General features: G+C 63.4%; 33 protein-coding genes, 2 tRNA genes and 1 pseudogene. 2 read left to right on the plus strand and 34 right to left on the minus strand.

Features of this window, described 5'->3' with window-relative positions:
* Positions 1-125 precede the first annotated feature (125 nt).
* The 14 genes and pseudogenes from GXY47_16270 to GXY47_16335 all read right to left on the minus strand — a co-directional run bounded on the left by GXY47_16270 (position 126) and on the right by GXY47_16335 (position 9,033).
* A pseudogene (locus GXY47_16270) lies at positions 126-377 on the minus strand (transcriptional regulator).
* Between the two features lie 148 nt (positions 378-525).
* On the minus strand, positions 526-999 hold the full coding sequence (locus tag GXY47_16275; GenBank protein ID NLV32698.1) for a hypothetical protein: 474 nt from the start codon (positions 997-999) through the stop codon (positions 526-528).
* A gap of 90 nt (positions 1,000-1,089) precedes the next feature.
* Complete coding sequence (locus tag GXY47_16280) at positions 1,090-1,563, minus strand: hypothetical protein (protein NLV32699.1); 474 nt, start codon at positions 1,561-1,563, stop codon at positions 1,090-1,092.
* 374 nt (positions 1,564-1,937) lie between these two features.
* A tRNA-Pro gene (locus tag GXY47_16285) sits at positions 1,938-2,014 on the minus strand.
* Between the two features lie 209 nt (positions 2,015-2,223).
* Positions 2,224-2,979, minus strand: coding sequence for a 5'/3'-nucleotidase SurE (surE, locus tag GXY47_16290; GenBank protein ID NLV32700.1), 756 nt, complete (start codon positions 2,977-2,979; stop codon positions 2,224-2,226).
* A gap of 30 nt (positions 2,980-3,009) precedes the next feature.
* Positions 3,010-3,086: transfer RNA gene (locus GXY47_16295), tRNA-Pro, on the minus strand.
* Between the two features lie 17 nt (positions 3,087-3,103).
* Positions 3,104-3,508: a MerR family transcriptional regulator gene (locus GXY47_16300; protein ID NLV32701.1), complete on the minus strand. Its 405-nt coding sequence runs from the start codon at positions 3,506-3,508 to the stop codon at positions 3,104-3,106.
* 4 nt (positions 3,509-3,512) lie between these two features.
* Positions 3,513-3,782: an HU family DNA-binding protein gene (locus GXY47_16305; protein NLV32702.1), complete on the minus strand. Its 270-nt coding sequence runs from the start codon at positions 3,780-3,782 to the stop codon at positions 3,513-3,515.
* Positions 3,748-5,127 (minus strand): ribosome biogenesis GTPase Der, encoded by a 1,380-nt coding sequence (gene der, locus GXY47_16310; GenBank protein ID NLV32703.1) that lies wholly within the window; start codon positions 5,125-5,127, stop codon positions 3,748-3,750. Before der ends, GXY47_16305 begins: the two co-directional genes overlap by 35 nt.
* A gap of 135 nt (positions 5,128-5,262) precedes the next feature.
* Entirely contained in the window at positions 5,263-6,156 is an 894-nt protein-coding gene (locus tag GXY47_16315; GenBank protein ID NLV32704.1) for a hypothetical protein, read from the minus strand.
* A 46-nt stretch (positions 6,157-6,202) separates the two neighbouring features.
* Positions 6,203-6,760 (minus strand): hypothetical protein, encoded by a 558-nt coding sequence (locus GXY47_16320; GenBank protein ID NLV32705.1) that lies wholly within the window; start codon positions 6,758-6,760, stop codon positions 6,203-6,205.
* A gap of 42 nt (positions 6,761-6,802) precedes the next feature.
* Entirely contained in the window at positions 6,803-8,119 is a 1,317-nt protein-coding gene (locus tag GXY47_16325) for a peptidoglycan DD-metalloendopeptidase family protein (GenBank protein NLV32706.1), read from the minus strand.
* Positions 8,120-8,164: 45 nt separating this feature from the next.
* Positions 8,165-8,653, minus strand: a complete 489-nt coding sequence (gene coaD, locus GXY47_16330) for a pantetheine-phosphate adenylyltransferase (GenBank protein NLV32707.1) — start codon at positions 8,651-8,653, stop codon at positions 8,165-8,167.
* Positions 8,654-8,688: 35 nt separating this feature from the next.
* Complete coding sequence (locus GXY47_16335; protein NLV32708.1) at positions 8,689-9,033, minus strand: hypothetical protein; 345 nt, start codon at positions 9,031-9,033, stop codon at positions 8,689-8,691.
* A 101-nt stretch (positions 9,034-9,134) separates the two neighbouring features.
* Here GXY47_16335 and GXY47_16340 point away from each other — a divergent pair, with 101 nt between their 5' ends.
* Entirely contained in the window at positions 9,135-9,767 is a 633-nt protein-coding gene (locus tag GXY47_16340) for a sigma-70 family RNA polymerase sigma factor (protein ID NLV32709.1), read from the plus strand.
* Here GXY47_16340 and rsmD read toward each other — a convergent pair.
* Both rsmD and recG read right to left on the minus strand, forming a co-directional pair.
* Positions 9,721-10,296: a 16S rRNA (guanine(966)-N(2))-methyltransferase RsmD gene (gene rsmD / locus GXY47_16345; protein NLV32710.1), complete on the minus strand. Its 576-nt coding sequence runs from the start codon at positions 10,294-10,296 to the stop codon at positions 9,721-9,723. The genes GXY47_16340 and rsmD overlap by 47 nt on opposite strands.
* 103 nt (positions 10,297-10,399) lie before the next feature.
* On the minus strand, positions 10,400-12,550 hold the full coding sequence (gene recG, locus GXY47_16350) for an ATP-dependent DNA helicase RecG (GenBank protein NLV32711.1): 2,151 nt from the start codon (positions 12,548-12,550) through the stop codon (positions 10,400-10,402).
* A 131-nt stretch (positions 12,551-12,681) separates the two neighbouring features.
* On the opposite strand from recG, the gene GXY47_16355 reads away from it, so the two are divergent.
* On the plus strand, positions 12,682-13,272 hold the full coding sequence (locus GXY47_16355) for a hypothetical protein (GenBank protein ID NLV32712.1): 591 nt from the start codon (positions 12,682-12,684) through the stop codon (positions 13,270-13,272).
* A gap of 9 nt (positions 13,273-13,281) precedes the next feature.
* On the opposite strand, the gene ribA is transcribed toward GXY47_16355, so the two are convergent.
* From ribA to rplE, 18 genes are all read right to left on the minus strand, one after another.
* Positions 13,282-13,884: a GTP cyclohydrolase II gene (ribA, locus tag GXY47_16360; protein NLV32713.1), complete on the minus strand. Its 603-nt coding sequence runs from the start codon at positions 13,882-13,884 to the stop codon at positions 13,282-13,284.
* 59 nt (positions 13,885-13,943) lie between these two features.
* Complete coding sequence (gene rplQ / locus GXY47_16365) at positions 13,944-14,384, minus strand: 50S ribosomal protein L17 (protein ID NLV32714.1); 441 nt, start codon at positions 14,382-14,384, stop codon at positions 13,944-13,946.
* A gap of 36 nt (positions 14,385-14,420) precedes the next feature.
* The gene (locus GXY47_16370) at positions 14,421-15,413 is read right to left on the minus strand and encodes a DNA-directed RNA polymerase subunit alpha (protein ID NLV32715.1); all 993 of its coding nucleotides are present in this window, start codon (positions 15,411-15,413) and stop codon (positions 14,421-14,423) included.
* 23 nt (positions 15,414-15,436) lie between these two features.
* Positions 15,437-16,072: a 30S ribosomal protein S4 gene (gene rpsD, locus GXY47_16375; protein ID NLV32716.1), complete on the minus strand. Its 636-nt coding sequence runs from the start codon at positions 16,070-16,072 to the stop codon at positions 15,437-15,439.
* Between the two features lie 53 nt (positions 16,073-16,125).
* Positions 16,126-16,536 (minus strand): 30S ribosomal protein S11, encoded by a 411-nt coding sequence (gene rpsK, locus GXY47_16380; protein ID NLV32717.1) that lies wholly within the window; start codon positions 16,534-16,536, stop codon positions 16,126-16,128.
* 21 nt (positions 16,537-16,557) lie between these two features.
* The gene (gene rpsM, locus GXY47_16385) at positions 16,558-16,920 is read right to left on the minus strand and encodes a 30S ribosomal protein S13 (GenBank protein ID NLV32718.1); all 363 of its coding nucleotides are present in this window, start codon (positions 16,918-16,920) and stop codon (positions 16,558-16,560) included.
* A 12-nt stretch (positions 16,921-16,932) separates the two neighbouring features.
* Positions 16,933-17,046, minus strand: a complete 114-nt coding sequence (gene rpmJ / locus GXY47_16390; GenBank protein ID NLV32719.1) for a 50S ribosomal protein L36 — start codon at positions 17,044-17,046, stop codon at positions 16,933-16,935.
* A 43-nt stretch (positions 17,047-17,089) separates the two neighbouring features.
* A complete protein-coding gene (gene infA, locus GXY47_16395; GenBank protein NLV32720.1) occupies positions 17,090-17,308 on the minus strand; it encodes a translation initiation factor IF-1 in 219 nt (72 codons plus the stop codon).
* A gap of 9 nt (positions 17,309-17,317) precedes the next feature.
* A complete protein-coding gene (locus GXY47_16400; protein NLV32721.1) occupies positions 17,318-18,022 on the minus strand; it encodes an adenylate kinase in 705 nt (234 codons plus the stop codon).
* 115 nt (positions 18,023-18,137) lie between these two features.
* Positions 18,138-19,523 carry a preprotein translocase subunit SecY gene (gene secY / locus GXY47_16405; protein ID NLV32722.1) on the minus strand — a complete coding sequence of 462 codons (1,386 nt, stop codon included), beginning with the start codon at positions 19,521-19,523 and terminating at the stop codon, positions 18,138-18,140.
* A gap of 100 nt (positions 19,524-19,623) precedes the next feature.
* On the minus strand, positions 19,624-20,070 hold the full coding sequence (gene rplO, locus GXY47_16410; GenBank protein ID NLV32723.1) for a 50S ribosomal protein L15: 447 nt from the start codon (positions 20,068-20,070) through the stop codon (positions 19,624-19,626).
* 45 nt (positions 20,071-20,115) lie between these two features.
* A complete protein-coding gene (gene rpmD, locus GXY47_16415; protein NLV32724.1) occupies positions 20,116-20,334 on the minus strand; it encodes a 50S ribosomal protein L30 in 219 nt (72 codons plus the stop codon).
* Positions 20,334-20,828: a 30S ribosomal protein S5 gene (rpsE, locus tag GXY47_16420; GenBank protein NLV32725.1), complete on the minus strand. Its 495-nt coding sequence runs from the start codon at positions 20,826-20,828 to the stop codon at positions 20,334-20,336. Before rpsE ends, rpmD begins: the two co-directional genes overlap by 1 nt.
* Positions 20,829-20,875: 47 nt before the next feature.
* The gene (locus tag GXY47_16425; GenBank protein ID NLV32726.1) at positions 20,876-21,244 is read right to left on the minus strand and encodes a 50S ribosomal protein L18; all 369 of its coding nucleotides are present in this window, start codon (positions 21,242-21,244) and stop codon (positions 20,876-20,878) included.
* Positions 21,244-21,804: a 50S ribosomal protein L6 gene (gene rplF, locus GXY47_16430; GenBank protein ID NLV32727.1), complete on the minus strand. Its 561-nt coding sequence runs from the start codon at positions 21,802-21,804 to the stop codon at positions 21,244-21,246. Before rplF ends, GXY47_16425 begins: the two co-directional genes overlap by 1 nt.
* Positions 21,805-21,888: 84 nt before the next feature.
* Entirely contained in the window at positions 21,889-22,287 is a 399-nt protein-coding gene (gene rpsH / locus GXY47_16435; protein ID NLV32728.1) for a 30S ribosomal protein S8, read from the minus strand.
* A 42-nt stretch (positions 22,288-22,329) separates the two neighbouring features.
* On the minus strand, positions 22,330-22,515 hold the full coding sequence (locus GXY47_16440) for a type Z 30S ribosomal protein S14 (GenBank protein NLV32729.1): 186 nt from the start codon (positions 22,513-22,515) through the stop codon (positions 22,330-22,332).
* A 54-nt stretch (positions 22,516-22,569) separates the two neighbouring features.
* The gene (gene rplE / locus GXY47_16445; protein ID NLV32730.1) at positions 22,570-23,121 is read right to left on the minus strand and encodes a 50S ribosomal protein L5; all 552 of its coding nucleotides are present in this window, start codon (positions 23,119-23,121) and stop codon (positions 22,570-22,572) included.
* Positions 23,122-23,138: the final 17 nt, after the last annotated feature.

Below are 23,138 nucleotides of genomic sequence, written 5' to 3' on the forward strand. Positions count from 1 at the left end.
ACCTCAATCACCTGTTTGAGACCCTACCCAACCTGGATTCCCGTGACGATGCCACCCTCGAAGCACTGCTGCCCTGGAATGTGAAGCTGCCGTAACCATCCCCGTGTGGAAGAATTGACGCTTACGTTTATGACATGCTGCTGAATACCGAATGAATAGGCCGCTCCGGAAACATAGGTCAGGTTGAGCGGAGGGTACTTCACATCCGGCCGCCATGAGCTTCTCGGGATGGTCAGCCATATCTCATGGGGAATCTGGGTGGTGATCTCGTGGTAGCTCAGGGCCGAAACCAGACAAACGACGGCGCGAGGCAGCCTTTTCGCAACCTCCGCCAGAGGTGAGTTCTCCGTTACGGGAGATTCCGGCAGGGTGTAGAGGCTTGCTTGCCGGAGGATTTGTCCGCTGAATCCGCATGATGGCCGGCGCCCAGCGCCGGGCAGCATGCGGATTATATCCGCCGCTCCGATGGCGCGGCGCGTAGCGTCCGCGCCATCGCTGCGCTTCAGGTGCGGCGCGCGCAAGAATTCAAGCTGGAGAAACTGGACTATTCGATAAGAATGTTGTTGCGCCGTCGGGAACAGCATCGGCCTCCCATTGTAATCGATCCGAAACAACTACTGTTCTGGCAAGCAGGTCGCCGATGCGCTGCCTCCGGGCGGTTGAGATCACAGCCATACCGGCCGGAATTCCACCCAGCAGCAGCGGGTTAACTTCAACAATCCGCAATGCAGTTCTAATTAAGGCAGCTTTCCATTCACAACGACTGCCATCAAGCTTGCGTACTACCAAGCCTTGAAAATATTTCCCTAACGTGCGGGACCACAGCGCTTCAAGGATCAGGAAATATCCCAAATAGACGAGAAAGAAGAAAACGCCTTTGACGACTGGATAAGTTTCGGGCACAAGAGCGACTACAAGCAACATCAGCCCGAAGGCGATTAAATGGTCGATGAAGACTGCTATTAGACGGGCCTTCGAGGCATCACCAATTACAGTCATGAATATTTCCTACCTACATGGATCTTAAGGCGCATAACGCACCGCTAAGCTGCGGCGCATGCTTTTCGCGCCGTCAGCTTAAGAGGGTAGTTATGGGTTTTCCATTTCATATCCGTCGAGTGAACCATATATACGAATTCCTTTAATTCGATTATTAAAAACCCAGTTCTCCTCATTTTTATATGCTCCGAAAGAAACCATCTTTTGTTTGCCGCTAAAGTTTATTTCCAAATCTGAAGAATTGCGAGAAATGGCAATTTGCCTTACAAGAGAACCGGCCAATAATTTACAATTATCACATATTTTATTAAACCTGTTTGCGAAATCATCATCAGTTTCGTTTTCCTCTTTTTCCCAAGGTAGATCGCCGCTACCCAATAGCCATTCATTCGCTTTTGAATATCTCCAACTTGGCGCCATACTTAGTGTTGTAACAAAATCGTCTCCAGGGTCACCGCCAAAATACAAAATTATCGTATTCCCAGCGATTCTTCGATGTGACACCTCTTTACCTTCGAGATATGACAATTCTTTTAATACTTCTTCGTAATTTATCTTATTCATACACATAACAGCATTTAGACGGTTCTGTATAAAACCATTGGTACCGCGTGGCCGGTCTGGATAAATCGTAATTGGTAGCCGCGTGATCCCGGTTCAACTTTCTAATGGGGCTCATCTTAACACCTTTTTGGATTTTGGTGGTTGCGGAATTGACTGCGAAATCCGGTCGGCCTAATCTGAGCGGGATGAGGGGGGCCAGGGGATCCGGGCTGTCGGCGGGGGGATTTCATTTGCTGTAGATCCGGGGGGGGGCGAGAGAGGGATCGCTGGATTCGGACGGGCGGCGCCGTGGCGGGATGGGGGAAACGGCAATGGCGCACGAGCGGAATGGGGAAATTCGCAGGTGTCTTGTTTTGAATGATTTCGGGAGAAAGTGGTCGGGGCGAGAGGATTCGAACCTCCGACCTTACGGTCCCGAACCGTACGCGCTACCAAACTGCGCTACGCCCCGTCCAAGTGCTGCAAATCCTAGCTCAATTCGGGTTTGGGATCAAGAACCATAAATGGGGGGGGAGGCAAATACCCGCCCGGTGGACGGCGCGGGGGCGGGTGCGGGGATGGGGACGGATGCGGAGGGGGGATGCGGGGGCGGGGGACGAGGAGGGGACCGGCGCCGGGGATGGTGCGGGGGCGGTGGACGAAAAGGGGTGGAATGCGGGGCTACCCGGGGAGCAGGATGCGCGCGGCCTCGCGGATGAGGGAGCGGGCGGAGGCGTAATCGGTCTGGTCGCGCTGCAGGGGGGTGATGGAAACGTACTTGTCCAGGATGGCCTGGTGGTCGGACAGCAGGTCCGCCGGCCGCTCGCCGCAGGGGCTCGGGGGGATCTCGTCGTATTCGGGGCGGGCATCGAGGGCGTTGAAATGGGGCACGTGCTCCGAGCACCCCTGCCGGGTGATCTTCATCCCCTTGATCCGGCCGATGGGGAAGTTCACGTTGAGGCAGATTTCGCCCCGCAGCCCGTCCCCGAGCAGAGCGCTGACCAGGCGGCGGACGAACGCCGCCCCCTCCTTGAAGCGGATGGGCTTGCCGTCCTGGTACGCCTGGGAGACCGCCAGGGCGGGGACCCCGTGGCACGCGGCCTCGCGCGCGGCGGCCACCGTCCCGGAATACATGATGTCGTCGCCGAGGTTGGCGCCGTGGTTGATCCCCGAGATCACCAGGTCGGGCATCTGCACGTACAGGCGGCCGAGGGCGAAGATCACGCAGTCGGCCGGGGTCCCGGCGAGGGTGTAGCGGTCGGGCCTGATTTCCCGGAAGTCCAGGGGGGAGCGCAGGGTGAGGCCGTGGCTGACGGCGCTCCGTTCCCGGTCGGGAGCCACCACGGTCAGGTGGGCCACGCCCTGGAGGGCTTCCTCGAGGACCCGGAGCCCCTCCGCGTCGATGCCGTCGTCGTTGGTGAGCAGGATGGATTTCACGGCGAAAAAGGGAAATGGTGAAAAAGGAAATGGTCGGGACGAGTGGATTTGAACCACCGACCACACGCACCCCAAGCGTGTGCGCTACCAGGCTGCGCTACGTCCCGACTCGATAGTGAGGGTATCATTCGCGGTCGAGTAAAGTCAATATGTTCCGGAGCTCCGATTGCACCCGCTCGAGGCGGTCGGAGGCCGCTCCCGGCTTTTCCTCCCCGGCCGGGGGCCCGGCCGGCGCCTTCGGGGCCCTCTTTTTTTCGGGGACCGATTCCTTTGCGGAGCCGCCCGCGGGGCGGGCACCGAGCCGCTTGCGCGCCCCGGCGATCGTGAACCCCTCGTCGTAGAGGAGCCTGCGGATCTCGAGCAGGAGCTCGATATCCCTGGGGCGGTAGGTGCGGTGGCCCGACCGGCTCTTGGGCGGCGCCAGCGCCGGAAACTCCGTTTCCCAGAAGCGGAGGACATGGGCCGGGACGCCCACGATCCCGCACACTTCCCCGATTTTGTAATAGAGCTTGCTGGGTACGAACTCCATGGCCTCAGACCGATTTCAGGTTTTTCGACGGCTTGAACTTGATCGAATTCCTGCCCGGGATGAGCACCGGCTCTCCCGTCTGGGGGTTCACCCCCTTCTTGGCTCTGCGCCGCACCACGTTGAAGCAGCCGAACCCGCTGAGCAGGACCTTTTCCCCCAGCGTGAGCCGGCCTTTGATGGTCTCCAGAATGAAGTCTACAATCTTCTGGGACTCAAGGTAAGACAATCCTCCATGCGCTTCATGAATTCTTCTGCTGAGATCGCTTTTGTTCATTTTGGGAGGTCTTTGCATTCTGGCGCCTGGGCGCCCTGGTGCGTTGTTGAATTCGAACGGGAGCCGCAAAAAACCCGAAGTGTTCGCGGAGCCGGTTCACCAGGTACCGCTCCGTCGAAAAATGGAGCTTTTCGCGTCCGGAGCAGAAAACGACGAAGGTGGGGGGGTCGGAACGGGCCTGGGTGATGTACCGGATTCCCAGCTTCATATTCGGGTTGCGGGAGGAAAACTGTTCCGCGAGGTCCGGGACGAACAGGTTGTTCAGCGTCCCGGTCGGGACCCTCACCTTGCGCGCCGCGCCGGCCTGGTCCACCAGGTCGAAGATCTTCGACACCCTCTGGCCCGTAACGGCCGACACCGTGATGATGGGGGCGAAGGAAAGGTATTTCATCCGCCGCTCCACCGAGGCGCGGAAGGTCTCGAGCGTATGCGTGTCCTTCCCCTCGACGAGGTCCCATTTGTTGAGGACGATGATGACCGAGCAGCCCGATTCCAGGGCATACCCCCCGATGGCGGCGTCGAGCTTGGTCACCCCCTCCTCCGCGTCGAGGAGCAGCAGCGCCACGTCGGCGTCCCGGAGGCTCTTCTGCGCCATGACGACGCTGATCTTTTCGGCCAGCCCCTCGGTCTTCCCCTTGCGCCGGATCCCGGCGGTGTCGACGATCCGGTAGCGCCTCCCCTCCCGCCGGACCAGGGTGTCCACGGAGTCCCTCGTGGTGCCGGGGATATCGGTCACGATCGAGCGTTCGAACCCCAGCATGCGGTTGACGAGCGACGACTTCCCCACGTTGGGCCGCCCCACCACCGCGATCCGGACCTCCTCCTCCGCGGCCGGTTCCTCCGGCCCCTCGCCCGCCCGGGCCATGACGGCGTCGACGAGGTCGCCGAGGCCGCGCGAGTGCTCGGCCGAGACCGGGAACACTCCCGCGGTCCCGAAGGCGTAAAAGGGGGCGGCGTAGGCCTCGAGCTCCGGCCCGTCGATCTTGTTGACGACCGTGAAAACGGGCTTCCCCGTCTTGCGCAGCATCGGCAGGAGCTGCTCGTCCAGGGGGGTGACCCCCGCCCGGCCGTCCACCACCAGGAGCACCAGGGCCGATTCGCGGATGGCCGCCTCCACCTGCCTGAGGATCCCGCCCGGGATCAGGGCCTGGGCCTCGGGGATCAGCCCCCCGGTGTCCAGGACCGAGACCGCCTTCCCCCCGCTCCGGGCCACGCCGTAGATACGGTCTCGCGTGATCCCCGGCTCGTCCCCGACGATGGAGCGGCGGGAACCGCAGAGCCGGTTGAAGAGGGTGGATTTGCCCACATTGGGGCGGCCGACGATGGCAACTTGAAACATAGGCACTTCACACTTTCGGCTTTCCCGGAGGGAAGGCGCTGAACCGGTCAATCTTCAATGTCCACACACTATAACCGAAAGGACCCCGGCGAAACCATAGCTCAATGCGGGCGCAATCCCCCCCTGGGCCGCCCTGGAGCCCTAAAAGCCGCCCGGACGGCCGGGAACCACCAGCGGGAAGCGCGACGGCGCCAGGGCTATCTCAAGGGGGAGGTGCCCGGCGAGTTCGCCGTCGGTCTCGACCGGGACCGCGGAGGGGCCTTCGATCCGCGCGCTCCGGGTCCGGACCCGGAGGATCCAGTCCCTCCCGCCCGCCGTCCCGAGCCAGGCCTGGAGGAGAAAGAGCGCCAGCCCCGCCCGGTGCACCCCCTGGATGAGGAGCAGGTCGAGCAGCCCGTCCCCCATATCGGCCTCCGGGCAGAAACAGAGCCCCCCGCCGTAGCTCCTGGCGTTGCAGACAAGGCAGCTGGTCGCCGGCCAGGTGCCGCCGTCGGTCCTGACATCGAACTCGGGGAACGGGTATCGCAGGAGGCACTCCGCCGCCGCCACGACGTAGGCTCCCATTCCCAGGGCCGACTTCAGCCGGGGGCGCGCCCGGGCGACGGCCGAGGCGTCGAAGCCGATCCCGGCGACGAAGAGGAACCGGCGGTCGGCCCCCCGGCGCAATTCCCCCAGGTCCACCCGCCGCACGTTGAGCCCGAGCGCGACGCGGAGGGCCCGGACCGGATCCAGGGGGAGCCCCAGTTCCCGCGCCATGACGTTGGCCGTCCCGCCGGGAAGGATCGCCAGGGGGAAGGGGGGGTCGGGGAGGCAGGAGACCACTTCGTTGATCGTGCCGTCGCCGCCGCACACGGCCAGGAGATCCGGGGGGCCGTGGAGCAGTTGCCGCGCCAGCCGCCCGGCGTCGAGCCGGTCACGGGTCGGGAGGAGGGTAGGCTCCCACCCGGGGTATTCCCACCGCTCGAGGCTCCCGCGGATCTTCGCGTATGCGCGGCCGCCCCCGGCGACGGGGTTGGCGATGATGGCCAGTCTCATCGTGGACCCGAATATGTGTTTACGGCAAAACCGGAGGGAGAAGCGATCAGCGGCCGAGGGGGATCGTCAGCCCGGCGGAAAGCTCCAGCATGTCGAGCGTATTCGTGACCGCCCCCGCCCGGATGCCGCGCAGGTCGAACCTCAGCCCCACGGGTCCCACGAGGCGCGGCAGCTTCACGCCTCCGCCGTAGTTGACGGCGAACCGGGTCCCGACCGGCCTGGGCGCGTCCCCGTACTGCCGGAGGAAGCCCACCCCCGCGGTGAGAAACGGGACCGCGCGCCGCACCCTCACGGGGATGTCGAGGATGAGGTTGCTGTTGAACGCCACCCCCCGGGTGTCCCCTCCCGCGGAGGCGCCCGACGGGAAAAGGTAATCGGAGCTGAAGGCCAGGGTGTGCTCCATCCCGAAGGAGGGGACGAAATCGGAGCGGAAGCGGAAACCGTAGACGGGGCTGTTGTCGAGGCTGGTTTCCACATCCTCGACTTCGACCGTCCCGGGCATGACGCCCCCCACGAACAGGGAGAGATCGGCCGCCGATGCGGGTCCGGCCAGCAGCATCACGGCCGCCAATACCGATACCCCTGTCCATGAGAGTCTGAGCATGATTCCCCTTTCCCGTCGCCCCGGGGGCGGTCGACGCTGCCGTTACCGGTCGGAAACCGGCTCGAGCGCAGCCTGTTTCGTGTCCAGGCCCGACAGCCTCAGCTGCCCGAGCAGGGCGTCGGCGTGCTCGCCGAACCGGGCCATGCGCTCGGCCGCCACCGGTTTCCCCGGAGGGAACGCCACCTTGACCGGGTTGATCGCCTTCCCGTTTTTCCAGACCCGGAAGTCGAGGTGCGGGCCGGTCGATATCCCGGTGGAGCCGACGTTGCCGATGACGTCCCCCTGGCTGACGCGGGCGCCCGTCTTCACCCTGATCCTGGACAGGTGCAGATAGGCGGTCTCGTACCCCCCCGCGTGCCGGATCCGGACCATGTTCCCGTTCCCCCCCTTGCGCCCGGCGAAGGTGACGGTCCCGCTCCCGACGGCCTGCACGGGGGTCCCCGTCGGCGCCGCGTAATCGACCCCGAGGTGCGGGCGCACGATCTTGAGCACCGGGTGGCGCCGGGCCATGGAAAACCTGGAGGTGATGCGGATGACCTTGAGCGGCGCCTTGAGAAAGGAGCGCTTGAGCGCCTTGCCGTCGGGGGCGTAATAGGCGGGCTTGCCGTTTTCATCGTCGTACCGGATCCCGGTAAAGGTCTTGCCCCCGGTCGTCATCGTGGCTGCCAGGATCGGCCCGTTCCGGGAGAACTCCCCGTCGAGGTACTTTTTCTCCACCAGCAGCTCGAATGCGTCCCCCTTCTGGATGTCGGTGTTGAAATCGATGTCCGAACCGAAGATCTCCACCAGTTCCATCGCCAGGTCGACCCCTCCCCCGGCCTCCACCACCGCGGCGAAAAGGGACGACTCGATGGTGCCGTCGATCCGTTCCCGCTCCGTGTCGAACCGGTAGTGCTTCATCACGGGGACGAAGCGCCCCTCCTTCCCGTCCCGGTAGACGGTGAGATAGCGCTCGCTGTCCACCGGGTAGCGGAAATCGTGAAATTCGCCGTTTTCGGTGAAATAGAGCCAGTACAGCTCCTGCGCCCGGACCTTGGCGAGGTTGTACACGGGGCGGGCGGCCTCGATGATCTGGTACACCGTATCGGGCGTGAGCCCCTGGTGCAGCAGGACCTCGTTGACGGTCTGGTTCTTTTCGAAACTCCCGACGATTTCCCTCAGGCGCGGGAGCTCGGGCGCCGCCGGCGTTTCCACCCCGGCCGCGACTTCGGCCGCGCCGCGAAGCTCGTAAAATCCGTGAACGCGCCACAGGGCGACCGACAAGCCCAGGACCAGGAGGAGCGAAATCCATCCCGTCCGGCGACGACCCCCGGCCCGGCGACCCGGCGCCGGATCGGGCAACCCTCGATGGTCCGTCATCAGGCAACATCCCTTCTCTGAAAAAAACCCGGAACCGTCACCCGCTCAAGGCCTGAGTCCGAATTTGCCGCACAGCCGGCGTTCCACGCCCTCGGGGACGAATTCCCCGACGGAACCGCCGTGCTGGGCTATCTCCTTGACCAGCCTGGAACTGAGAAACGAGTAGGACTCCGCCGGTATCATGAACACGGTTTCGACCTGGCCCGAAAGGCGCCGGTTCATCAGGGCCATCTGCAGCTCGTACTCGTAATCGGAGACCGCCCGGATGCCCCGGATGATGACCGAAGCCTCGATCTTTCCGGCAAAATCGACCAGGAGGCCGGAAAAGGCGACGACACTGACGTTGTCGAGCCCCCGGACCGCTTCCTCGAGCATCTCCGCCCGCTCCTTGACCGTAAAGAGAGGGGCTTTCTCCATGTTCTTGAGGATGGCGACGATGACCTTGTCGAAAAGCTTGGCGCTCCTCTGGATGAGGTCGATATGACCGTTGGTCACGGGGTCGAAGGATCCGGGATATACGGCGCGAGTTTCCATAGCGGTCATTCAGGCTCAATTCCAGACAGTCCGGATTATAGAGGCAACCTTTCCGGAAATGCAATACATCGTTCCAGTTCCGCGACAATATCTCCCAGAATCCGCTCCATCTGCGCCGGATCGTCGCAGGTGGTGAGCGCCCCGAGCGATTCCAGCGCCCGGGCCTGTCCACAGGTACTTATCGCCCCATTCCGCACAAAACCCTGCCATTTTCTCACGACCCGTCCAACATGTTCAGCCGTTTCGAGATAGCGTTCGGTGGCCGCGGGGGGAGTCGATCTGCGGCCGGCGGCGGCGGCGACGGCCAGCCGCGTGCGGGCCGACTGCAGCGCCAGCACCAGCTCCGCGTGCGGGGATTTCGAATCGGTCCTGGATGTCACGGCACACCCATATTTTCTGAAATACGCTTTCGTCCGGCGAAACAATAGGAGCGTCGTGCGCCCCTTTACTAACGGTTTCCGGTCGGTTTGAGCCAAAAAATATGCCAGAAGACGCCTCCGCAACGAACCTGCGCTCCTCCCTCGGCGCCCTTTTCGCCCGTAACGGGGAAAAATGGCGCAGGTTCATCATGACCATCGTGAAGAACAGGGAGGACGCCGAGGACGTCCTCCAGGAAGCCATCGGGCGGGTGCTCGCGCGCAACCGCCCGCTGCCGAGCCAGGACCAGGTCAGGATGTATCTCGGCCGCGCCATCGGCAACGCGGCACTCGAATTCTACAACACCCGGATGCGGCAGCGCCGGAAGCAGCTTCCGATACAGGAACAGTTGCTCCGGCCGGCGCACGTGGACGGGCCGGACGCGGCGATGGAGGAACACGAACGCCGGGCCCGGAAGGAATACCTCCTGAAGATCCTCCGCCGGGAGCTCCGCCGGCTGCCGGAAAAACAGGTCCAGGCCATCCGCCTGACCCTCCTCGACAGGCGCGGCCTGTCGATCCGGGATGCCGGCGCCGCCAACGGGATACCCTATTCCACCCTGCGGCACCGGAGCCGGCAGGGGCTGAAGAGGATGCGCCGCAGGCTCGAGCGCGCGCTCGAGGCGCGACCGGCCGGGGACGGGGGGGAAATCAAGGGAGGGCGGGAGCGGGCGGCGCGGCCGCCGCGTAAAAGCTGAGGCAATGGTCCCCCTGCCGCACGAGGCGGGTGCGGGCGAACCCCTCCCCCGATTCGGGAGGGGGGGTCCGGCGCCGGTGTTCCACGATGACGGAGGCGGCTTCCCGGGCCAGCCCCCGGCCGAAAGCCAGCCCCAGCAGGTCCCCGTAGGGGTCCCAGGCGTAGGGGGGGTCGAAATAGAGGATGTCGGCGCGGAATCCCTGCCGGGCCAAGAAGCGCAGGGCGGTAAAGATGTCCTGCTGGAGGATGCGATACCCGGTCGTGACGCCGCACCCGTCCAGGTTACGGCGGATCAGCCGGCAGCCGGCGGGGGATTTCTCGATGAAGACGACTTCGCGCGCCCCCCGGCTGAGCGCCTCGATCCCGATGGCGCCGGTGCCGCCGAAGGCGTCGAGTACCACCGCCCCCGGGAGCACCGGGGCCAGGATGTTGAAGAGGCTCTCCTTGAGCCGGTCCCCGGTCGGGCGGATCTCCAGCCCCTGGGGCCCCGTGAGCCGCCTGCCCCGATATTTTCCCGCAATGACCCGCATGACACCCGCCGACCCGCGCCCGGCGCGGGAAAAGCCGGACCCTCCGGCCGTGAATCCTGAATCATCGGTCAGCGGCCGCCCGCCGTCAACCGCAAATCGCCTTTCAGGTAAGAGCCGGCCCGAAATGCTCCTTCCATTGCTCGCGGATCATGGCGGCGACGCGGCGGCACTCCGCGTCGGGCCGCTCCCTCAGCATCGTGACGAAACCCTCGGCCTCCACCCGGGCGATTTCGAGCGCCCGCCGGTCGCGCAGCAGGTTGGCATAGCGGAAGGCGGGGATGCCCGACTGCCGGGTGCCGATCATCTCCCCCGGCCCCCGCAGCTCGAGGTCGACCTCGGCGATCCTGAAGCCGTCGTTGGTCTCGCAAAGGATGTCCATCCGCCGCCGGGCCTCGGCGCTCCGGCCGACGTCCCCGACCAGGATGCATTCCGACCGGGCCGCCCCGCGCCCGACCCGCCCCCTCAGCTGATGCAGCTGCGCCAACCCGAACCGTTCGGAGTGCTCGATGACCATCAGGGTGGCGTTCGAGACGTCGACCCCCACCTCGACGACCGTGGTCGCGACCAGGATCCGGATCTCCCCCGAGGCGAACGCCCGCATGGTCTCCTCCTTCTCCTCCCCCTTCATCCGGCCGTGCAGCAGCCCGACGCGGTACCCGGGGAAAACCGTGCCGGCGAGCTCCGCCGCCGCTTCGGTCGCGGCGCGCAGGTCGCTCTTCTCGGTCTCCTCGACGAGGGGATAGACCACGTAGGCCTGGTGTCCCGAACGGACGGTCCGGTCGATCGCCTCGAGAGCCCGGGGGCGCTCCTCCCGGTCCAGCCAGACGGTCCGGATCGGCTGGCGGCCGGGGGGCATTTCGTCGATGACCGAAACGTCCAGGTCCCCGTACAGGGTCAGGGCCAGGGAGCGGGGGATGGGGGTCGCCGTCATCACCAGCACGTCCGGCCGCCGCCCCTTCTCCCGGAGCAGGTTCCGCTCCACGACGCCGAACCGGTGCTGCTCGTCGATGACGGCCAGCGCCAGGCGCTGGAATCTCACCGATTCCTGCACCAGGGCGTGGGTGCCGATGGCGATCCGGGTTTCCCCCCGTGCCAGCCGCTCGCGCGCCAGCCGCTTCTCCTTCGACCGGAGGCTCCCCTTGAAGAGGTCGATCCGGTAACCGAGCGGCTCCAGCAGCCGGCGGAAGTAGAAGTAGTGCTGCTCGGCCAGGATCTCCGTCGGCGCCATCACGGCGGCCTGGAACCCGTTCTCCACCGCGATGACGGCCGCCTGGGCCGCCACGATGGTCTTGCCCGAGCCCACGTCCCCCTGCAGGAGCCGGCTCATGGGATGACGCGAGCAGAGATCGGCCGCGATCTCCCCGAGCACCCGTTTCTGGGCCTGGGTGGGATGGAAGGGGAGGATTTTCTTGATCGCCGTCCGGACCCGGTCGTCCAGGCGGATGGACCGCTCTTTCACCTGCCGCACCCGGCCCTCGCGCACCATCCGGACCGCGACCTGGAGCTGGAACAGCTCCTCGAACATCATCCGCTTGTGCGCGGGGGAGGTGCCGGAGTTGTACAGCCCCATCTCCCTCTCCCTCTCCTCGGGACGCCGGGAGGAGAGCACGGGAAAATGGAGCTGACGAATGGCCGCGGCCTTCGGGGGGAGGCGGAGCCTGGCGACCAGCCAGGAGGGGATCCCGTCCGGGATGTCCGCGGGGAGGCCCGAAGCCACCCCGTGGAGGATCTGCCTGAGGGTGCGCGACTTCAGGTCCCCCAGCCTGCGGTAGACCGGCACGACGCGCCCCGAATGGACCCCCTCCCCGTCCTCGTCCAGGACCTCGCACTCCGGGTTCATGAGCACCGGCGCGCCGTGTGCGTAGGGGTCCCGCTTCACCTGGCCGTAGAGCACCAGCCGGACCCCGGGCTGGTACACCCGCCGGAGATACGGCTGGTTGAAGAACTTGACCCGCAGGGTGCCCCGCTGGTCCCGCACCAGCATCTCGAAAACCGAGAATCCAGGGCGGCGGCCCGTGCCCCCCCCGACGCCGCACACTTCCCCCCGTACCAGGACCCATTCCTCCGGCCGGACACCGACGGTGGACCGGAACCGGGTCCGGTCTTCATAGCGGAAGGGGATGTGGTGGAGCAGGTCCCCGGCGGTCCGGATTCCGTGGGCCGCGAGGATTTCGGATCGCCGCGGACCGATCCCCTTGAGAAACTGGACGGGGGTATCCGCGCTTCGGGGACTGCCGGGCTCTGTCGTGTGCATACGTATTCGGTTCAGGCTCCAGCATACCCTCTCCCGGGGGGGGGCGCAAGCGCCCCGAACCCGGGGACCCGAATCGGGCGGGGTGCAGCGGGCGGTTGCATCCGCACGGCGCCATGCTGTATTCTGCAGGCATGAAAAGGCTGAATCGGGCCATCGCCGCGCTGGGACTCTGCGCCGTCCTCCTGGTCGCCCCGGCCTGCGGCAAAAAACAGTTGACCCCCGGCCTGGCCGCGGACCGCATCGCCCGGACCCCCGGGCTGGAGCTCGAGAAGAAAGACGTGGAAGTCGTGAAGGTGACGCAGGTTTCGGGATCCGAAGCCGTTGTCGAAACCGGGCTCCGGGCCGCGTTCCGGATGGAGCGCCGCGACGGGGAATGGACGGCGCGCGAACTCCGCCTGGGACAGGGGGAGTGGGAGACAATCGAGGACCTGGCCCGCGCCCTGGACAGGGTGAAAAGCGAGGAAACCGCCCGCACCCTGGACCGCATCGCCGAGGGGATCGGACTCTACCGCCGGGCCCACGGGCGCCTGCCCGCATTCGACGGCTACGTGGCGCTCTCGGACCTGCTCACGCCCGATTACGTCACCCCCCTCATCCGGCTCGACTCCTGGCGCCGGCCCCTGGCCGCCCTGGTAACGGAATCGGGCGGCATTCTGCTCCGCTCCGCCGGGCCCGACGGCCGCTTCTCCACCCCGGACGACATCCAGAAAACCGTCCCGTAGCGGGCGGGCCTAGATGTTGTTGAGGAGGTGCCCGAGTTTTTCCTTCTTGACCTTGAGGTAGCCGCGGGAAACCGGGCTGGGGGGGATTTCCAGGGGGACACGCTTCTCGACGCGTATCCCCTCCCGCTCGAGCCCCTGGACCTTTTCGGGGTTGTTCGACAGCAGGTGGATGCGCGTGGCGCCCAGGTGCTTGAGGATCTCGGCCGGCATCCGGTAGTCGCGCAGGTCGGCCTCGAACCCGAGCGACAGGTTCGCCGCCACGGTGTCGAGCCCCTGGTCCTGCAGCTCGTAGGCATGGATCTTGTTGATCAGGCCGATCCCCCGCCCTTCCTTCTGCTGGTAGACGAGAATACCGCACCCCGACCGGGCGATGAGGTCCATCGCCGCGGCCAGCTGCTCCCCGCAGTCGCAGCGGCGCGAGGAGAACACGTCTCCCGTGAGGCATTGGGAGTGGATGCGGACGAGCGCGACCGCATCCGGCCCGGGCGACCCCGCGACCAGGGCCACCGCTTCCTCACCCGTTTCCCGGTCGCGAAAACCGTGGATGATGAACGCCCCGTACCGGGTGGGGAGTTGGGCTCGAGGAACTCTGTCAAAAATCATCGCGTCCATCGTACTGTCGGGCGGCGCACTGCCCGGCGGCGGAAAGTCGCCCGGAAAAACCGGGTCCGTTAATCCTTCTTCTCGCCTTCGGCGGCGGCCTTTTTGGGGCTCTTCTTCCCCTTCTTCCCCTCTTCCTTGCCGGCGGCCTTGAATTCGCTCCCCACCAGTTCGATCCTCGCCTTCTGGGCCCCGTCCCCGTCCCGGAAGCCCAGGCGGATGATGCGGGTGTACCCCCCCGGCCTCTCCGCGAACCGCGGCCCCAGGGTCGCGAACAGCTTCGACACCACCGCCGGGTCCTTGACGTAGGCGACCGCCTGCCTGCGGTCGTGCAGCGAGCCGTGCCTTCCCAGGGTGATCATCTTCTCCGCGATAGGGCGCACCGCCTTGGCCCGATCCAGGGTGGTCACCATGCACTCCTTGTCCAGGAGCGACGTGACCATGTTGCGGAACATCATCACGCGATGCGCGGTCTTCCGTCCCAGTTTTTTCCCACCCACTCGATGTCTCATGAATCCCGTCTCCGATCTGCTTCTCCGGCCTTCCGGTTATTCCGCCCTGGGAACAGGAACCGGCTTGCCTTCCAAATCAAATTTCATCCCGAACGACAGGTTCATTCCGGAAAGGATTTCCTTGATCTCGTTCAGGGACTTGCGCCCGAAGTTCTTCGTCTTCAGCATCTCAGCCTCGGTCTTCTGGACCAGTTCGCCGATCGTCTTGATATCGGCGTTCTTCAGGCAGTTGTAGGAACGGACCGACAGCTCCAGCTCCTCGACCGAGCGCTTCAGGTTCTCCATCATCTCGCCCTGTTTGCCGTCATCCTGCTCTTCCTCCTCCTCGGGCTTCTCCTCGAAGTTGATGAAGATGGCCATGTGATCCTTGACAATTTTCGCGGCATGGGCGATGGCGTCCTGGGGCCGGATGCACCCGTTGGTCCAGACGTCCAGCACGAGCTTGTCGTAATCGGTCGTCTGCCCCAGCCGGGCGGCCTCGACCGAATAATTGACCCTCCGGATCGGCGAGTGAACGCTGTCGAGGGGGATGTAGCCCAGGGGCAGCTCTTCCTCGAAATTCTCGTCCGCCTGGATGTACCCCCGCCCCTTCTTGACCCGCATTTCTATCTTGAGCCGGCCCCCTTCGCCGATGGTGGCGATATGGACGCTGGGGTCGAGGATCTCCACGTCCGGGTCGGAGACGATGTTGGCCGAGGTGACCGTCCCCGCCTCGTCCGACTCCAGCGTGATGGTCTTCACGTGGTCGACGTGGATCCTGAGCGGGACCTGCTTCAGGTTCATGATGATGTTGGTCGCGTCCTCCTTGACGTTGGGGATCGGCGTGAACTCGTGAAGCACTCCGTCGATCTTGACGGCCGTGATCGCCGCGCCCTCGATGGAGGAGAGCAGCACCCTGCGCAGCGCATTCCCGATCGTCGTGCCGAATCCTCTTTCGAAGGGCTGGGCGTAGAAATGGCCGTAGGTCGGACTCAGGGTGTCAAGATCGCAGATCAGCCTCTTGGGCTTCTGAAAAGCTCTAGTCATAATTTTCCCCTTACCTGATCTCTCCCTTACTTCGAATAGAGTTCCACGATCAGTTGTTCGTCGATGGGCATTTGAATGTCTTCGCGTTTGGGCAGGGCGGCCACGGTCCCCTTGAGACCATCAGCGTCCAGCGTGAGCCATGCCGGGACGCCGCCGCGCCCGCTGATCGAGGCGACCGAATCCAGCACCTGCTGGTTCTTCCGGGTGCGCTCGACGAGCGCGATGGTGTCGCCGACGCTGACCTGGGCCGAGACGATATCGACCTTTTTCCCGTTCACCTGGATGTGTCCGTGCGTCACCAGCTGACGCGCCTGGTCCCGGGACGGGGCGAATCCGAGGCGGTGCACGACGTTGTCGAGCCTCCGCTCCAGCATCATCAGCAGGTTTTCGCCCGTGATCCCCTTCATCTTGTCGGCCTTGGCGAAATAATTCGCAAACTGGTTCTCCAGGACCCGGTAGATGCGCTTCACCTTCTGCTTTTCGCGCAGCTGCACCCCGTACCCGACGGTCTTGGGAGGGCGCCGGCTCCGGCCGTGCTGTCCCGGGGGGAAATTCCGTTTTTCGACGGCGCAGGTATCCCTGAAGCAGCGGTCGCCCTTTAGGAAAAGCTTCGTTCCCTCTCGTCGGCACAGCCGGCATTTTGCTTCGCGGTATCTAGCCAATTCCTGATCTCCTTCTTGTATGCTGCCTTGCTCAAATCCGTGATCCTAAACCCTTAAACTCTTCTTCGCTTCGGCGGCCGGCATCCGTTGTGCGGGATCGGGGTCAGGTCGCGGATCGCCTTGACCTCGAGTCCGGCGTTCTGCAGCGCCCTTATGGAGGATTCGCGTCCGGCTCCCGGCCCCTTCAGATGCACCTGAAGCGTGCGCGTGCCGAATTCCTTCAGGGCCGCCGCCACGACGGAGGCGGCCTGCTGGGCTGCAAACGGGGTCCCTTTTCTCGATCCCTTGAAACCCACCGCGCCCGAGCTCGACGTGGCCAGCAGGTTCCCATCCAGGTCCGTGACGCTGATGATCGTGTTGTTGAAGGTCGCGAGGATGTGCGCCACTCCCGCCGGAACGTTGCGCTTTTCCCGCTTTTTCCCCGTTTTTTTCTTGCCCGTCTTCTTTACCTGTTTCTCTGCCATGAATAGCTCCCGGAAGCTCCTCTATTTTTTGCCCGCGATTCGGCGCGGTCCCTTGCGCGTTCGGGCGTTGGTATGCGTCCTCTGTCCCCGTACCGGCAGCCCGCGGCGATGACGCAGCCCCCGATAGGAGCCGATTTCCATAAGCCGCTTGATATCCATGGAAACCGCTTTACGCAGGTCCCCCTCGACCATCCCGTCGCGCTGGAGGATGTTGCGGATCCCGACGGCCTCTTCCTCCGTCAGGTCTTTCACCTTGGTCCCCAGCTTGATCCCGGCTTCCTGACAGATCTTGACCGCCCGGCTCTGCCCGATGCCGTAGATATAGGTCAACCCGATCTGAACCTGCTTGTTCAGCGGCAGATCCACTCCTGCGATTCTGGCCAATGTAACCTCCCCTTAACCCTGGCGCTGCTTATGTTTCGGGTTGGAGCACCGAATCTGAACCACTCTCTTGCGGCGCACAACCTTGCATTTCGCGCATATTTTCTTTACCGATGCCCTTACCTTCATTGTCGTGACCCTATAGTGTACAGGATGTGCGGCGCACTCCCGATTATTTATACCGATATACGATCCGCCCCCTCGTCAAATCATAGGGGGAGAGCTCCACCAGGATCTTGTCACCCGGCAGAATTCTGATGAAATTCTTGCGCATCTTGCCCGACACGTGCGCCAGAACCAGATGCTTGTTTTCCAGTTCGACCCGGAACATGGCATTCGGCAGCGTTTCCACCACCGTCCCCATAACCTCTATCGCATCCTCTTTGGGCATATTTTCGCTTCAATGTGCGATCGGCCGCCCCAACCCCGCCGGCCCCTGATGGGCCGGACTTTTCGGCTGCGGCTGCAGATCGGTTCGTTCCCTGACAATATCGATAATGTTTTCGAAAATCTCCTTTACCGATCTGTCCCCGTCGATTTCCGCGTACATCCCCCGCTCCCTGTAGTACCGGATCACGGGCCGGGTCGTGTTGCGGTACACCAGCAACCGTTCGGCGATCACTTCCCCGGCGTCGTCCTCGCGCTGCACCAGGGGCACTCCGCACCGGCTGCACAGGCCGTTGACCGTTCCGGGCGCCAGGTTTTCGCTGTACGTCCGGCTGCACTTGGGACAGGTCCATCGCGACGACAACCGCTTGAGGAGGATGCTGTTCTCGACCTTGATCCCCAGCGTCAGGATCCGGGCCCCCTCCTTCTCGAACAGCGATTCCAGAAACTCCGCCTGCGGGATCGTCCGGGGGTACCCGTCCAGGATGAATCCCTGGCTGCAATCATCCCGTTTCAGCCGGTCGCTGACGATGGCGTCGACAAGGTCATCGGGGACCAGGTCTCCCGATTCCATGAAGGTCTTGGCCTTCTTCCCCAATTCCGTCTGGTCTTTCAGCGCCCCCCGCAGGATATCGCCCGTGGAGATGTGGGGGAACCCCAGCGCTTCACCCAGGAGCCGTGCCTGGGTCCCCTTGCCGGCCCCCGGCGGCCCGAACATTATAATCCCTAATCGGAATTTCGCCACAATAACCTATTGACGATCATGGCCTGCAATCTCCGGCAGAATGGATGTCCACAACTCTTCAACCGTCCATCGCGAACCGTCAATCCTTTCAGCCTCTTCTCCCCCGGATTCTCCCCTTTTTCATGAAGCCGTCGTAATGCCTCATGATCAACTGCGACTCGATCTGCTGGATCGTATCCATCGCCACGCCGACGACGATCAGGAGCGAAGTCCCCCCAAAATAGAAGGTTACGCCCAATCCCGTCGTGATCCAACTCATCTGCAGCGAATTCAGCAGGTCGTCCAGCCAGGGACCGATCCATGGGATGGGTTGAACTTTGAAACCCGTTATCAGAAATTCCGGAAGGAGGCAGATCAGCACCAGGTAAAAGGCGCCCGCCGCCGTAAGCCGGCTCAGTATCCTGTCGATATATTCGGCGGTGCGGTGCCCGGGGCGGATGCCCGGGATGTAGCCGCCGTATTTGCGGATGTTGTCCGCCACTTCCATCGGGTTGAAGATGATGCTCACATAAAAAAAGCAGAAGAAAACGATCCCCGCGATGTACATCAGGTTGTACAGCGGCATCCCCTGGCTCAGCTGCTCCGAGAGGCTGCGCATGAAGTCGTACGGCATGACCGTCCCCATGGTGGAGGGAATGGCCACGATCGACGCGGCGAAAATCACCGGGATCACTCCTCCCGAGTTCACCTTCAGCGGGAGGTGCGTCGCCTGGCCGCCGTATACGCGCCGGCCGACGACGCGCTTGGCGTACTGGACCGGGATCTTCCGCTGCGCCCGCTCCACGAAGACCACGGCGGCCACCACCAGGACCATCAGAACCAGCAGCAGGATCGCCGTCAGCGGGGACCACGTGCGGAGATCGACGACATTGGTCCACATGAAGCCGATGGCGGACGGCAGGCCGACGACGATACCGGCGAAGATGATGAGGCTTATGCCGTTGCCGATCCCCCGCTCCGTGATCTGCTCCCCGATCCACATGATGAAGGCGGTTCCCGTGGTCAGCGTGATCATCACCATGAGGCGGAATCCCCACCCGGGCGCCGTCACGATCTGCTCGCCCGAGCGCTCCAGGGCCATGGCCGTCATGAACCCCTGGAACAGCGTCAGGACCACCGTCAGGTAGCGCGTGTACTGCGTGATCTTCTTGCGCCCCAGCTCCCCTTCCTTGGAGAGCTTCTCGAGGTAGGGGACGACGACCGTGGCGAGCTGCAGGATGATGGAGGCCGTGATGTAGGGCATGATGCCCAGGGCGAAGATGCTGAAACGGCGCAGGGCTCCGCCCGAGAAGATATCCAGGAATCCGAAAATGGTGCCCGCGTTGGACTGGAACAGCTGTTCCAGCGCCGCATGGTTGATCCCAGGGGTCGGAATGAAGGCGCCCACGCGGTACACGGCCAGCAACCCCAGCATGAACAGGACCCGCTTGCGCAGATCCGGGATGCTGAAGATGTTTTGGATCGAACTCAGAATTGGACTTCGTTCTTCCGCCATCGTCTTTTTAGAACCCCGAAAGCCTCACACTGAAGGCCCAAAGACTCCCCTGTCCCATGAACCAGAGCCGTCGTTTTATTTATTGAGCGATGACCTCAACGGTGCCGCCCGCGTTTTGTATCTTTTCTGCGGCGCTCTTGCTGAATTTGTGCGCCCTGACATGCAGCGCCTGTTTCAGCTCCCCCGTACCCAGAATCTTGACGTCCGAGTGGAAATTCCGGATGATCCCGTGCTCCCTCAGCACGATCGGGTCGATCTTGGCCCCGGCCTCGAACCCGGCGAGCTTCTCCAGGTTCACGCAGGCGTACTCCTTGCGAAAGACATTGGTGAACCCACGCTTGGGCAGGCGCCGGTACAAGGGCATCTGCCCGCCCTCGAACCCCGGGCGCATGCTCGAACCCGCACGCGAATGCTGCCCGTTATGCCCGCGCGTGGAGGTCTTGCCGTGCCCCGAACCCATGCCGCGGCCCACGCGCTTGTTTTTGCGGTTCGCCCCGGGGGCCGGTTTCAGTGTATTTATGCTCAACATAATCTTTGTCCCGCTCTCATGGGGCCTCCGGCCCCGGTTGCGTTAGTCCCGGTCTTCCAGGATCCTGACCAGATGGGGCACCTTCGCCACCATCCCCCGGACCGCGGGGGTATCCACCCGTTCCACAACCTGGTTCAGCCGCTTGAACCCGAGGCCCTTGATGACCAGCTTGTGTTTCTGGGGCGTCCCGATCGCACTGCGAAAATAGACCAGTTTCAGGGTCGCGCCCGATTGCTCCGCCGCCTTCTTTTTCGATACCATTACAGTTCCTCGACCTGCCTGCCGCGCAGTTTGGCAACCTCATTCGGCTCCCGGAGACGCATCAGCCCGTCGAATGTGGCCTTGACCACGTTGTGCGGGTTGGTAGTGCCCAGGGACTTCGTGAGAATGTTGGAAATTCCGGCGGATTCCAGCACCGCTCGAACCGGCCCGCCCGCGATGACGCCCGTTCCCTCGGAAGCCGGCTTGAGGATCACCCTCCCGGCCCCGTACCGTCCCAGGATGAGGTGCGGAATGGTGCGGCCCTTGAGCGGGACACGAATCATGTTCTTGCGCGCCTGCTCCACACCCTTGCGGATCGCCTGAGGCACTTCCTTGGCTTTTCCCATTCCGTAGCCGACCATGCCGTTCTGGTCGCCCACAACCACGAGGGCGCTGAAACTCAGGTTTTTCCCCCCCTTGACCACCTTGGTCACGCGGTTGATGGAGACCACCTGGTCCTTCAGCTCCTGCGCATTCGGATCGTTCTTTTCCAAGCTTCCCCCCTATCGGCGTGCGTCCCCACGGGCGCCCCGCCGCCGAACTAGAATTTGAGTCCCGATTCCCGGGCCGACTCGGCCAGAGCCTTGATCCGCCCGTGATAGAGGTACCCTCCGCGGTCGAAAACCACGCTCTCGATCCCCCTGGCCCGGGCGCGCTCCGCGATCGCCTTGCCCACCAGCTTGGAGGCCTCGATGTTCCCGCCGTTCTTCAAATCCCCCCGGACATCCTTCTCCAGGGTGGAAGCGGCCACCAGGGTTTTCCCCTGGGTGTCATCGATGATCTGCGCGTACACGTACCTGGAGCTGCGATAGACGCACAGCCGCGGACGGCTGCTTTGGCCCGAGATTTTTGCCCGGATTCTCCTGTGAATCCTGCGGCGCTCGCCGGAGCGGTCAGTTGTCGAAATCATTACGCACCCTTCTTTCCGACCTTGAGCCGGACAGCCTCGGAGGCATACCGGAGTCCTTTACCCTTGTAGGCGTCAGGTCTTCTCAGCGACCGGATGTCCGCTGCCACCTGCCCCACCACCTGTTTGTTGGAACCGGAGATGACGATCGTGGCCACGTAATTCTGGATGCTCCGGTTCTGCTTTTCAACCTTGACGCTGATCCCCTCGGGAATCGGGAATTCGATCGGGTGGGAGTACCCGAGCGACAGCACGACGGACTTGGCCTTGGCGTCCACCTTGTATCCGATTCCCACCACGTCCAATTGCTTGGTGAACCCCTGGCTGACCCCCTGCACGCAGTTCGCGGCCAGGGCCCGGGCCAGCCCGTGGTACGCCGGATAGGGCTTGTCGTCAGAGGGCCTGATGGCCGTCAGCGTATCTCCGTTCAGTTCAAAGCGGATTCCGGGCGGAATCAGGGTCGTCAGTTTGGACTGCTTGCCTTCCACCTCGAGCTCGCGCTCGCGAATGGTCACCTTGACCCCGCTCGGCACGATGATTGGCTTTTTCCCTATTCGCGACATAACACACCTTCTAATGTTTCGGGATCCGGATCCGCCGCATCGCGGGGACCTCCCCGCCCGGCTCCGGGATATCGAACCGTTAATTTAGCTTATGGCACACAGCACTTCGCCGCCCAATCCCTTTTCCTGAGCCTGCTTTCCCGTCAGCACCCCCTGGGAGGTCGACACGATGCAGATTCCCAGACCGCCCAGAACGGACGGGATCTCGCCCTTGCCCGAATAGACCCGGCATCCCGGACGGCTCACCCGTTCGAGCGTGGTGATCACGGGGCTCTTCCCCGCCGCGTAGCGCAACTGAATCCGGATCATGCCCTGCTTGTCGTCCTCGGCAAGACTGAAATTGGCGATGTACCCTTCTTCCTTCAGGATTCGGACGATTTCCAGCTTCAGCTTCGACGATGGAACGTCCACGGTCTCATGCCGCGCCCTGCTGGCGTTTCGTATCCGCGTCAGGAGGTCGGCAACGGGATCGGTCATTGTCATGATCTACTCCAACTCTGTATAAAATTGCGTCAGATACCGCTCCTACCAGCTCGACTTGGTCACTCCCGGGATCTCGCCCGTGAGCGCCAGGCTTCGGAAACACAGGCGACAGAGCTGGAATTTCCGGTAATACCCGCGAGAACGTCCGCAACGCAGACAGCGGTTGTGTGCGCGCACGGCGAACTTCGGCGTCCGCCTGGCTTTGGCTATCATACTGGTCTTGGCCACAGTAACTCCCGTCAGCAGTTTCGACCCGGACCTCGCGGCCGGATCCTTGACTCGCTATTGCTGCCCCTTCTTCGCAAAGGGCATACCCATGATCTTCAAAAGCTCGTAAGCCTCGTTGTCGCTCGCGGCCGTCGTCACGATCGTTATGTTCATGCCGCGGGACTTGTCCACCTTCCCGTAATCGATCTCGGGAAAAATCAGCTGGTCCCGCAGCCCCAGCGTGTAGTTCCCCCTGCCGTCGAAGGCGCGGGGGGACACGCCCCGGAAATCGCGCACCCGCGGCAGCGCGATGCTGATCAGTCGGTCGAAGAATTCGTACATCCGGTCGCCCCGGAGGGTGACGGTGACGCCGATCGGCATCCCCTGCCGGAGCTTGAACGCGGCGATCGATTTCTTGGCCTTGGTGACCACCGGTCGCTGCCCCGTGATCGCCGCGAGCTCTTCGGCCGCCGTGTCCAGGATCTTGGCGTTGGTGATCGCCTCCCCCAGGCCCATGTTCACGTTGATTTTCACCAGCCGGGGCACCGCCATGATGTTCTTGTACCCGAACTGCTTCGTCAGGGCGGGTATGCCGTCCGTCTTATATGTTTCCCGAAGTCTGCTCATGATCTGACCTTTCAACC

The organism is Acidobacteriota bacterium, from assembly GCA_012729555.1.
Classification (GTDB): Bacteria; Acidobacteriota; UBA6911; order UBA6911; family UBA6911; genus UBA6911.

Excerpts from the sequence above, each read along its gene's own strand:
- rpsH (NLV32728.1), bottom strand. The coding sequence starts at position 22,287 with ATGACAATGACCGATCCCGTTGCCGACCTCCTGACGCGGATACGAAAC.
- GXY47_16280 (NLV32699.1), bottom strand. The coding sequence starts at position 1,563 with ATGAATAAGATAAATTACGAAGAAGTATTAAAAGAATTGTCATATCTC.
- rplF (NLV32727.1), bottom strand. The coding sequence starts at position 21,804 with ATGTCGCGAATAGGGAAAAAGCCAATCATCGTGCCGAGCGGGGTCAAG.
- rplQ (NLV32714.1), bottom strand. The coding sequence starts at position 14,384 with ATGAGACATCGAGTGGGTGGGAAAAAACTGGGACGGAAGACCGCGCAT.
- rsmD (NLV32710.1), bottom strand. The coding sequence starts at position 10,296 with ATGCGGGTCATTGCGGGAAAATATCGGGGCAGGCGGCTCACGGGGCCC.
- infA (NLV32720.1), bottom strand. The coding sequence starts at position 17,308 with ATGCCCAAAGAGGATGCGATAGAGGTTATGGGGACGGTGGTGGAAACG.
- rpmD (NLV32724.1), bottom strand. The coding sequence starts at position 20,334 with ATGGTATCGAAAAAGAAGGCGGCGGAGCAATCGGGCGCGACCCTGAAA.
- GXY47_16305 (NLV32702.1), bottom strand. The coding sequence starts at position 3,782 with ATGAACAAAAGCGATCTCAGCAGAAGAATTCATGAAGCGCATGGAGGA.
- GXY47_16320 (NLV32705.1), bottom strand. The coding sequence starts at position 6,760 with ATGCTCAGACTCTCATGGACAGGGGTATCGGTATTGGCGGCCGTGATG.
- GXY47_16275 (NLV32698.1), bottom strand. The coding sequence starts at position 999 with ATGACTGTAATTGGTGATGCCTCGAAGGCCCGTCTAATAGCAGTCTTC.
- recG (NLV32711.1), bottom strand. The coding sequence starts at position 12,550 with ATGCACACGACAGAGCCCGGCAGTCCCCGAAGCGCGGATACCCCCGTC.
- GXY47_16340 (NLV32709.1), top strand. The coding sequence starts at position 9,135 with ATGCCAGAAGACGCCTCCGCAACGAACCTGCGCTCCTCCCTCGGCGCC.
- rplE (NLV32730.1), bottom strand. The coding sequence starts at position 23,121 with ATGAGCAGACTTCGGGAAACATATAAGACGGACGGCATACCCGCCCTG.
- ribA (NLV32713.1), bottom strand. The coding sequence starts at position 13,884 with ATGGACGCGATGATTTTTGACAGAGTTCCTCGAGCCCAACTCCCCACC.
- GXY47_16315 (NLV32704.1), bottom strand. The coding sequence starts at position 6,156 with ATGAGACTGGCCATCATCGCCAACCCCGTCGCCGGGGGCGGCCGCGCA.
- GXY47_16425 (NLV32726.1), bottom strand. The coding sequence starts at position 21,244 with ATGATTTCGACAACTGACCGCTCCGGCGAGCGCCGCAGGATTCACAGG.
- coaD (NLV32707.1), bottom strand. The coding sequence starts at position 8,653 with ATGGAAACTCGCGCCGTATATCCCGGATCCTTCGACCCCGTGACCAAC.
- rpsK (NLV32717.1), bottom strand. The coding sequence starts at position 16,536 with ATGGCAGAGAAACAGGTAAAGAAGACGGGCAAGAAAAAAACGGGGAAA.
- rpmJ (NLV32719.1), bottom strand. The coding sequence starts at position 17,046 with ATGAAGGTAAGGGCATCGGTAAAGAAAATATGCGCGAAATGCAAGGTT.
- GXY47_16325 (NLV32706.1), bottom strand. The coding sequence starts at position 8,119 with ATGACGGACCATCGAGGGTTGCCCGATCCGGCGCCGGGTCGCCGGGCC.
- GXY47_16400 (NLV32721.1), bottom strand. The coding sequence starts at position 18,022 with ATGTTCGGGCCGCCGGGGGCCGGCAAGGGGACCCAGGCACGGCTCCTG.
- GXY47_16300 (NLV32701.1), bottom strand. The coding sequence starts at position 3,508 with ATGGAGTTCGTACCCAGCAAGCTCTATTACAAAATCGGGGAAGTGTGC.
- GXY47_16355 (NLV32712.1), top strand. The coding sequence starts at position 12,682 with ATGAAAAGGCTGAATCGGGCCATCGCCGCGCTGGGACTCTGCGCCGTC.